At 30.7% G+C, this 9912-nt stretch carries 10 protein-coding genes; 2 read left to right on the top strand and 8 right to left on the bottom strand.

The features are described 5' to 3' along the window. The 4 genes from ACTB1H_RS07590 to allB form a co-directional block, all read right to left on the bottom strand. Window positions 1–722 (bottom strand): UbiD family decarboxylase domain-containing protein (locus ACTB1H_RS07590; RefSeq protein ID WP_463262241.1); only part of this gene is annotated, 722 nt, incomplete at its 3' end. Between the two features lie 4 nt (window positions 723–726). Next, window positions 727–1284 carry a UbiX family flavin prenyltransferase gene (locus tag ACTB1H_RS07595; RefSeq protein WP_463262242.1) on the bottom strand — a complete coding sequence of 186 codons (558 nt, stop codon included), beginning with the start codon at window positions 1282–1284 and terminating at the stop codon, window positions 727–729. A gap of 59 nt (window positions 1285–1343) precedes the next feature. After that, on the bottom strand, window positions 1344–1955 hold the full coding sequence (locus tag ACTB1H_RS07600; RefSeq protein ID WP_463262243.1) for a cysteine hydrolase family protein: 612 nt from the start codon (window positions 1953–1955) through the stop codon (window positions 1344–1346). A 52-nt stretch (window positions 1956–2007) separates the two neighbouring features. Next, the gene (allB, locus tag ACTB1H_RS07605) at window positions 2008–3606 is read right to left on the bottom strand and encodes an allantoinase AllB (protein ID WP_463262244.1); all 1599 of its coding nucleotides are present in this window, start codon (window positions 3604–3606) and stop codon (window positions 2008–2010) included. A gap of 206 nt (window positions 3607–3812) precedes the next feature. Between allB and ACTB1H_RS07610 the strand changes: the two genes are divergently transcribed. Further along, window positions 3813–4508, top strand: coding sequence for a cyclase family protein (locus ACTB1H_RS07610; RefSeq protein ID WP_463262245.1), 696 nt, complete (start codon window positions 3813–3815; stop codon window positions 4506–4508). Between the two features lie 22 nt (window positions 4509–4530). On the opposite strand, the gene ACTB1H_RS07615 is transcribed toward ACTB1H_RS07610, so the two are convergent. Further along, a complete protein-coding gene (locus ACTB1H_RS07615) occupies window positions 4531–6195 on the bottom strand; it encodes a PucR family transcriptional regulator (protein ID WP_463262246.1) in 1665 nt (554 codons plus the stop codon). 65 nt (window positions 6196–6260) lie between these two features. Beyond that, entirely contained in the window at window positions 6261–7517 is a 1257-nt protein-coding gene (guaD, locus tag ACTB1H_RS07620) for a guanine deaminase (RefSeq protein WP_463262247.1), read from the bottom strand. A gap of 181 nt (window positions 7518–7698) precedes the next feature. Between guaD and namA the strand changes: the two genes are divergently transcribed. Continuing rightward, window positions 7699–8715 carry an NADPH dehydrogenase NamA gene (gene namA, locus ACTB1H_RS07625; protein WP_463262248.1) on the top strand — a complete coding sequence of 339 codons (1017 nt, stop codon included), beginning with the start codon at window positions 7699–7701 and terminating at the stop codon, window positions 8713–8715. A gap of 39 nt (window positions 8716–8754) precedes the next feature. Here namA and ACTB1H_RS07630 read toward each other — a convergent pair whose 3' ends face one another. Together ACTB1H_RS07630 and ACTB1H_RS07635 are read right to left on the bottom strand one after the other, a co-directional pair. Next, window positions 8755–9501 (bottom strand): peptidylprolyl isomerase, encoded by a 747-nt coding sequence (locus ACTB1H_RS07630; RefSeq protein ID WP_463262249.1) that lies wholly within the window; start codon window positions 9499–9501, stop codon window positions 8755–8757. Window positions 9502–9574: 73 nt separating this feature from the next. Further along, window positions 9575–9772 carry a cold-shock protein gene (locus tag ACTB1H_RS07635; RefSeq protein WP_463262250.1) on the bottom strand — a complete coding sequence of 66 codons (198 nt, stop codon included), beginning with the start codon at window positions 9770–9772 and terminating at the stop codon, window positions 9575–9577. Between the last annotated feature and the right edge of the window lie 140 nt (window positions 9773–9912).

A 9912-nucleotide genomic window follows, 5' to 3' on the forward strand; every position in this document is an offset into this window, starting at 1 on the left:
ACAATTTCACAATACGCTGGTACTAACAAATCTACAGATTCACACCTGACCAATTTAAGAGGCTCGTTTCGCAAAGCACTATCAATTTTGTATTTATCAACACCGTATAAATCTGTACTGTATTGACTTGCCATTAGAAATTCAGCATCATATCCTAAAACTATTGCTACTTCCATTGCTCTATTTTGTTTTTCCAATTCTAGAAAGTCATTCATCAATTTTTTAGATGCTATCAATACAGATAATTTATTAGAGCCTAAATATTGAAACCGTCTAATTGAAGTATAATAATTATTGTTTTTTGCATCTTTTACTACTAAAACACCAGCAGTTATGTATCTAGCTGAATCTTTTTCATTAAATTTAGGTATTGGAAATAGCTTTCCTAAGTCAATATTGTGTTTTATGATGTTTTCTCTTACAGGACCATCTTCAACTACGTTAAAATCCATTGGATTAATTAGGGCATTTATGAATCTATCAATTCTATTATGTTTATCCATCTGCATTAAATTGAAAATTATTTCTCTACTTCCATATAATCCGCCTGCTGCAATCATATTATTTCTATCCACATTTTTAAAAAGAACAGGCTTTTTATTGTTAAAATATTTAAGTATTGCCCCAAGTTCATACTCAGAAGAGACCTTTTGTTCACATATTAGCAAATCTTCTGATTTTCTCAATTTATCGAGTGTTGATCTTAACATTTGTGTTTCCACCAAATCACCTCCCATTCCACCTATTTACGAGATTATTGTCAATATTTAAATTATCTAAAATTCTTCCTGTCATTTGAATTACGATATCCTCAATTGAATTTGGTTTATTATAGAAACTTGGAATTGGCGGAAATATTTTCACCCCTAAGTTACTCAATTTTAACATGTTTTCTAAATGTATTGAACTCAGAGGAGTTTCTCTAGGAACTAAAACCAATTTTTTTCCTTCTTTTATGATAACATCACATGCTCTTGTTAGCAGATTATCGGAATATCCATTTGCTATAGCAGAAAGTGTTTTCATAGAACAAGGAGCAACAACCATTCCATCAGTTTTAAATGACCCACTTGCAATTGGAGCTGTAAAGTCATCATTGGAATAAAAATAAGTAGATAATTTAGATATTTCTGATATGCTTATGTCGCATTCTTGTTTTAATACATATTCACCCATTTTCGAGACAACGAGGTGTGTTTCAATATTAAGCTCATGTAAGGCTTGAAGTAAGGAAACTGAATAAATAGCCCCACTTCCACCTGTAATCCCAACTATTATGCGCATTCTTTTCCCCACTTTCCTTTAAATACTAGGCGAGTAATCACTCGCCTAGTATTTAAACATTATTCAACCTTATTTTCTCTATCTCCTCCGCCTTCCCATGGATCAAGACCTTGTTCCCAAGCATCGATATATTCATCAACAGTCATTACTTTTGTAAAAATACTTAAATCTCTTAAACCACTTTGATGCATTTCTTCAGTTTTAGATTGTACAGCATCACTTAATGTTATAACTCTATAGGCATAATATAACGCATCTGAAGCGGAGCTCCTAACACATACATTTGTCCATGTTCCTGTGACAACTATTGTGTCTATCTTTTCTTCTCTACAATATAAATCTAAGTCAGTATGAGCAAATGCACTATGTCTTCTCTTTTGCACAATATACTCATTATCTAATGGTCTTAATTCGTCTATGAAGTCTGAACCCCATGTACCCTTTACTGCATGTACAGGTCTAACTTTGAAGTCAGCATCATTTTTCCTATGTGCTTCTTGGATAAAAACTAATTGAACATCATCATTGCCGTTTTTATTTCTCTCTCTTACCCAATCAAATAATTTTTGCATTGTAGGTATTATTTTTCTGCTATTAGGACAATACAAAACTCCATTTGGATCTGCAAAATCGTTAAGCATATCTATTACTAAAATCGCATGTCTTGACATCTTATCTACTCCTTCATTATATTTTAGTTTTTATATTTATTCAATATTATATTTAGAAAGTAATTCTTCTTGGAAGCACTTGTATGCTTTGTCTCTTGACAAATTGTCCAAATCCTGGCTTAACTTTAATCCCTTTTATTCCTCTTATATGTGCATCAATTAATTCAGGATGTTGTTTTCTATAACTATTTTCATACTCTTTGCTATGAAGATGTGGGTACTCTTTTAATATGTCAGCATATCTTTCTTCTAAGCCTTCTGGATAATTGTGAACTATTCTTTGTAAATCTTCATCACTCATTTTTGCTAATTCACTATCTGAATCGTCTTCATATATCAAAGTCCCTCTTAAAATAGTCTTAGCTACTTTCCCTTTTAGTTCCATTCCTTCCAATGGAGTATATCCACATAAAGATGCAAGCTTTTTAGGATCGATTTTCCATCTTTTATCTAAGTCTATAATTGTAAAGTCAGCATCTGACCCTATATTCATTGCTCCTTTTTTAGGATATATCCCATAGTGCTTTGCAGCATTAGTTGACAAAACTTCAACTAACTTGCTTAATGAGAGTCTACCTTTATTGTATCCTTCACTAATCAACACAGGAACCATTGTCTCAACTCCTGGTATTCCAGGGAAAGATGTCCATATGTTCATTCCTTTGCTTAATTTTTCACTCTCAAGCTCATAAGGCGCATGATCAGTAGCCATAAAATCTACACTACCATTTCTTAAGCCTTCCCATAATTCTTCATTATCTTTTTTGGTTCTTAGAGGTGGCGCAATTTTAGCTAACGGTCCGTATTTAGTCATGGCTTCTTGGTAATTTAAAGTCAAATAATGAGGACATGTTTCGCTTGTTACATTTAGGCCTCTTTTCTTGCCCTCCCCAATTAATTTAGCTCCTATCCCAGTACTCATATGAACTATGTGTAATCTAGCACCAGTATGCTCTGCAAAACTAATTCCTAATTCGATTGCTACTTTTTCTGCTAATTCAAGTCTCGCTTCAGCCCAAGCAGGACCATCCATTCTGCCTTCTCTTTGTAGTTTTTTAACATAATAATCACACATTGCATAGTTTTCAGCATGAATCCCTATAGGTAAACCTGTTTTTGCAACCGCTGTAAATGCTTCAAGCATTTCAGGATCATCAACTCTTGGATAGGTTGGTACTGAAGGGGTCATATAAGCCTTATATGCAACTACGCCATATTCAGCTTGTTCTTCCACATTATGTAACCAACCATTTCTTACATCTTCTCCAGTTACTCCACCCCAAAAAGCAAAATCTACCAATGCTTGTGGACTTACTGCATCAAGTTTCAGTTTCAGTTGCTCAACAGATCTTACCGATGGAACTGAACAACATGGCATGTCTATGATAGTAGTAACTCCACCTGCTGCTGCTGATGCTGTTCCAGTTAAAAAGTTTTCTCGATGAGGAAACCCTTGGTACATGAAATGAGTATGTGAATCAATGCATCCAGGAAGTGTTAAATGTCCATTTGCGTCTATTACCTCTTTCGCATCAATTCCATCAATATTGTCAATAAATCCAGCTATTTTCTCATCCTTTACCAATATATTAGTGAGAACGGTTTCATCTGCTTGTGGTATTCTAGCATTTTTAATAATCACATCATACATTACAATCCCTCCTATTTTTCATTTACATTTAAATATTATCACAATTATATTGAATTAACTTTGTGAATATTTACTAAATTTTTTGATATAACTTCCTTATTAATTTGCTTTTTTTGTTTACTTGCTATAACATTTTGTAAAAAATATATATAGCACAATCAATTTAATCGGTTATAATAGAATTAATATAAAGAAGAGGTGATAAAATGGCTCTTAAAATTGTAGACCTTTCTCAAGAAATATTTCAAGGTATGTCAATGTTTCCAATGCATCAAAAGACTTTCATAATGACTAATATGACTTATGAAGAAAATATGAAAGAAACAGGAAGTAAGACTTTAGGCTTTTCTGCTAGAAACTTGCTTATAAGTGAACATTGTGGCACTCATTGTGATGGAATTAGTGAATTTAAAGAAAATGGTTTGACTATAGACAAAATGTCTATGGATTATTTTTTCGGTTCTGCTATATGTTTGGATGTAAGCAATGTAATGTATCCAAATTATATAGAAGTAAAAGATTTAAAAAAATCAATCGAGAACTCTAAACAAGAAATTCAAAAAGGTGATATAGTGTTGCTGTATACTGGTCATTACGATCGGTTTTATGGAACAGAATTTTATCAAAAGGAGTACACTGGCCTAAGTTATGAAGCTGCCAAGTATTTAGCTGAAAGTGGGGTTATTAATATCGGTGTAGATGCTCCAGCGATAGACTTGACTCCAGATGATATTAACTTCTCTGGCCATATGATATGTGCAGAATATAATATAACAAATACAGAAAACTTATGTAATCTCGATAAATTAATCAACAAACGTTTCCTATATATAGGTTTACCATTAAAAATTAGAGATGGCTCTGGATCTCCTATTAGAGCAATTGCTGTTATAGAAGAATAAAGGCTTTAAAGCCTTTATTCTTCTATAACATTTGTTTTATTTTAAGTGCAATTTCTAAATTCAACCTATCGTTTGGATCATTTAAATTTAGTCCAGTTATTTCTTGAATTCTGTTAATTCTATATAAAATTGTATTATAGTGAGTAAATAATGCTTCAGACATCTTCGTTAAATTCCCATTGTGATCAAAATAACATTGTAATGTTTTTACTAATTCTGTAGACTTTTTTTCATCATATTCCACAAGTGGTTTTAAAGTAGTTTGATAAAAATCTTCTAATTCATCAACTAAAGAATCCTGACATAAAATCTTAAAAACTCCTAATTCTTCATATGTTATAATAGTCCTATTTGTTAATTCCTTACCAGTTCTTATAGTTCTTAGAGCATCTGAAAAACTTTTATTTGCATTTTCAAGGCCTTTGTATAACCGCCCTATGCCTATCCTAATATCAACATTATCTAGTCTTTGATTTATAGCATTATACATTTCCTGATTAAATTCATTCAATATTCTCTTGTAATTATTTGTATTGTTAAATTCTATAAGAATCTGTATACCATTTAATTTAGTAGACACAATACCATTTAACTTGTATTTATCCATTATTTTTTCAATAGTTGACACAACCTGATTGGAATGATTTTTTAGATAATCAAACACAAAATTATCATCATAGTTCTCAAAATTACGAAACTTAAAGCTCATAACCTCAACTATATAATAATCATTAGGTACTAGATTGAAAAAATGAGCCCTATCCAATGCTTTTCCTTTTCTCTTTGAGTCAGCTGAAATTAAATCTTCGAAAAACTCAGATCTATATTTTATCTCTACTTCTTTCACATTTGACTCTTGTAATAGGAATAGCGAAATAATAGTTGATGCAGATTCCATGATGGATAAATCGAATCCCCCAAGCGGTGTATCTATTGACCAAGAAACTATGTAGCCCTGAATTTCATCTCTTAAAATTATTGGTATAGCCATTCTATCAAAAAATTTACCATTTATCAAAACTTTATCTTCATACATTCTCTTATGTTTAAACCTAAGATTGCTATCACAAAACTTAATCATATCTTTTTCAAGTTCTTCTTTTAAATTCTCTCTTATCTCTTGAAAATGTTCATACTTTAAATTTTGATGTTTCATAATTATAGCAACTGGATTTTTTATATTACTATATACAACATCAATAACCTCGTTTAACGATTTCCCTTCTAGCATAATTTCCATAAATTTTTCATTTGCTTTTTCAATTCTTTCGAGTAAAGTCGTTTGTTTATTATAAATCTGTTTCATAACTTCCATAAGTATTTCAGATAATGGTAAATCTGGATCTATCTCTATTATTGGGAAATTCAATTCATCTGCATATTCTAATATTTCATCATTCAAACGCTCTAAATATGGAGAAATTTTTATACCGATACCTGCTAAATCTCTATTTTTAGAATTTAGTATAATGTTTTTTTGATAATCAATATCAGCTTTGTTGAAAGAGTATGCCGTAGTTAACAGTAATTCTCCTTCCTTTACCCAATCAAATATATCTGGATCAGCTATAATATTTACTCTTGAAACTGTGTTTCTGACCCCTTTAAACCCTGATATCAGCTTGCATTTGCTCATTATCGGAAGATTTAGCACATCTTCCAAACTAATACCGTTTTGTCTAGGCATACTTAACCACCTCTAATATAATACTGTACAATTTTGATTATAGCACAGTAATATACAAAAATCTATTATTTTACCCTCTCCCCATTTACATAAACTTTTATGATGTTGGTTTCATTTCCTGAATATATATATTTTTGTAATCTTTCAAATGCTCCAAATTCATTATGGTTAGTTATATTGCTATCATCAATAACTAAAAAGTCTGCTTTATACCCTTTTTCCAAACTTCCAACATTCCCAAAAAATTCTCCTCCGCCTTTTGTTGCCATATAAAAAGCTTCGCTAAATGACAATGGATATAATTCCTTTCCTGATTCTAACCACTTTATTTTTGAGGCTTGGATTGTGCTTACAATTGATTGTGGAATGCTTAGAGTGTTTCCTCCAGAAATATCGCTTCCTATGCCAACTTTGACTCCATAGTCTAAATATTTTCTAACTGGCATTATACCGCTTGATAAATTATAATTTGATAATGCACAATGAGCAGCAAAAACTCCCCTTTCACTCATGAGTTTAATTTCTTCATCTGTTGTATAAATACAATGTGCCATTATAGTTTTAGTTTGACCAAACAATCCAAATTCATCATATACACTAGCATAGTTCTTGATTTCAGGATGTAGTTTTTTAACCCATTCTACTTCATTTGTGTTTTCACTTAAATGTGATTGAACGGGTATGTCGTATTTATTTGCTAAATCAGCCAATCCTCTCATCAATTCAGGCGTGCATGAAGGTACGAATCTAGGTGTAATTATAGGTTTTACATTTTTTCCCATTGTAGCTAAAATAATATCTTCAGTATCTCTTAAGGATCTATCAGTTTCCTCGCATAGGTCTTCTGTTGTATTTCTATCCATATTAACTTTACCGACATATGCTCTAAGTTTAGATTCATTAAGTAGATCCATGAGTAACAATGTGCTTTCTTTATGAATAGTAGCATATATCACTGAACTTGTGGTTCCTTTATTAATCAAATCAGATATAAATTTTTCATATACGATTTTAGCATACTCAATGTTTTTAAACTTCGCTTCTTCTGGGAAGGTATAAGTGTTTAGCCAAGGTATCAATTCTTTATCCATACCTAAACCTATATTTAAATACTGCGAAGAATGGAGATGAATATCTACAAATCCAGGTATTATTAATTTATTAGTAAAATCTAGCACTTCATAATCATCTGATATACTTTCTAGATCTTTACAAATTGATTTCACTACACCATTTTCAACAATTAAATAAGAATCTTCATATATCTCAAAACTCTTAGGATTTGAAGTATAAATAATGTCTCCTTTAAATATTCTTTTCATTGTCTCACTCCTACTTTTCTAAAGTTAATATCATTATTATATTATCATAAATGTTAAATTTATATGTATATCTATTACAAAATTTATTATTTATAATAATTGAAATATTTAACATATTAATTAATATCTAAAAAGTGATAGTTTATTGTAATTTGTGGTATATATAGCTTGAGGTGATATAATGCTTACATTTCAACAATTTGAAATTAAAAATTTATCTTTAAAGAACAGAGTAGTAATGCCACCTATGTGTACTTATTCTAGTGATGATTCAGGTTATATTGAGGATTTTCACTATGCACATTATATAGCACGAGCTCTAGGTGGTGTTGGGCTTATAATTCAAGAAGCAACAAGTGTAGAGAAGAGAGGTAGAATTTCTGGTAATGATTTAGGCTTATGGGAGGATAGCCAAATAGAAAAATCTAAAGAATTAGTAAAAAATGTAAAAAAATATGGCTCAAAAATGGCTATACAGCTTGCACATGCTGGTAGAAAATGCGGTGTAAAAACTGAGGATATAATATCCTGTTCAGCCATAGATTTTGGTGACGATTATAAAATAGCTAGAGAAATGACAAAAAAAGATATAGACGAAGTAATTAAAGCATTTAAACTTTCAACCCGTAGAGCACTAGAGGCTGACTACGATGCAATTGAAATACATGCTGCTCATGGATACCTTATTCACCAATTTCTTTCTCCAATTAGCAATCATAGAACAGATGAATATGGTGGATGTTTAACAAACAGGGTAAGATTTCTTAAGCAAATATTATTATCCGTTAGAGAAGTATGGCCTGAAAATAGGCCCATAATTTTGAGAGTATCTGCAAGTGATTATGTAAGCGATGGGATAAATATTTACATGATGAAAGATATAATTAATGAAATTAAAGAATTGATTGATATTGTTCACGTAAGTTCTGGAGGTCTTGTTTTAGCACCTATAAATATTTTCCCAGGATATCAGGTAAAATTTGCTGAGTATCTAAAAAATGAAACAGGATTACCTACTATTGCCGTCGGTTTGATTACAAATATTGATCAAGTAGAAGAAATCCTTGGAAATGAAAGAGCTGATCTAGTAGCATTAGGTAGAGAACTTTTGAGAAACCCAAATTGGATTTTAAATAATGCTATTTCTCATAATGTTAAAATTGAGTACCCTTCTCAATATATAAGAGCCTATAAATAAAAACTAAGTCACAGATTTAAAAAATCTGTGACTTAGTTTTTACATTATCTCAACGGGATATTTTAATTTTAAAGCATTTACTTTTGATTGATATTTTTCTTCTTGTTTGTTAATTAAAATCTGTCTTTCGATTTCACTCTTAACATCTTCTAAAGCATATATGCCTTTGTCAAACTTTTCATTGACCTTAATTATATGATATCCAAATTGGGTTTTTACAGGTTCTGACATTTCTCCAACATTTAAGTCAAAAGCAGCTTTTTCAAATTCTTGAACCATTTGTCCTCTTCCAAATTCGCCCAAATTTCCACCTACTTCTTTTGATGGGCAAGTGGAATATTTTTCTGCTGCTTCTTCAAAGGATAATCCTTCGTTTATCATATCAATAATTTCAAAAGCCTTTTCTTCATTTTCAACAAGTATATGACTAGCATTCATAGTTTCTTGTTTAGTGTATATATCTTTGTTTTCTTCATAATAGTTCTTAATCTCTTCATCAGTTACTTCAATACCTTCTACTATTTTATTAAATGCATATCCTTTTAATAAATTTTCTTTAACAGTTTTTAAAACTTCTTTAAATTCGATATCATTTTCATAGCCTTTTTCTATGGCATCTAAGTAAAGTAACTCTTGATTTACAAGCTCTTCAATTATTCTTTTAATACCATCTTCTGATTGAAATTGAGCTGCTGTTTGTGGATTCATTTCATTTAAAAATTTCATTATATCATTCGTGGTAATCTCTTTACCATTTACTACTGCAACAACATTTTCTTTAAACATAGGATACCTCCAAATTTTTATTGAAAATAAACAGAAAACCTCTTAGATATCTAAGAGGTTTTAGAAGCTTTAATTATAATATAACTATTTCTTCAGCTTGTTGTCCTTTTTGACCTTCTACTACATTGAATTCAACAGATTGTCCTTCTTCTAATGTTTTGAAACCATCTTTTTGAATTTGTGAGTAATGTGCAAAAACATCATTGCCTTCTTCAGTAGTAATAAATCCAAACCCTTTTTCTGCGTTAAACCATTTAACTGTACCTTTCATTGTACAACCTCCAAAAATTTATTAATATTTCTTTAATTCATGTAACCTACAACAATAAATTTCTAGTTAATACTCTAAAAGGTATACTGAAATATTGTTACTATTTATTACTCCTGAATTAAAGCTCATTTGTATTGTAT

Source organism: Soehngenia sp. (genome assembly GCF_055108775.1).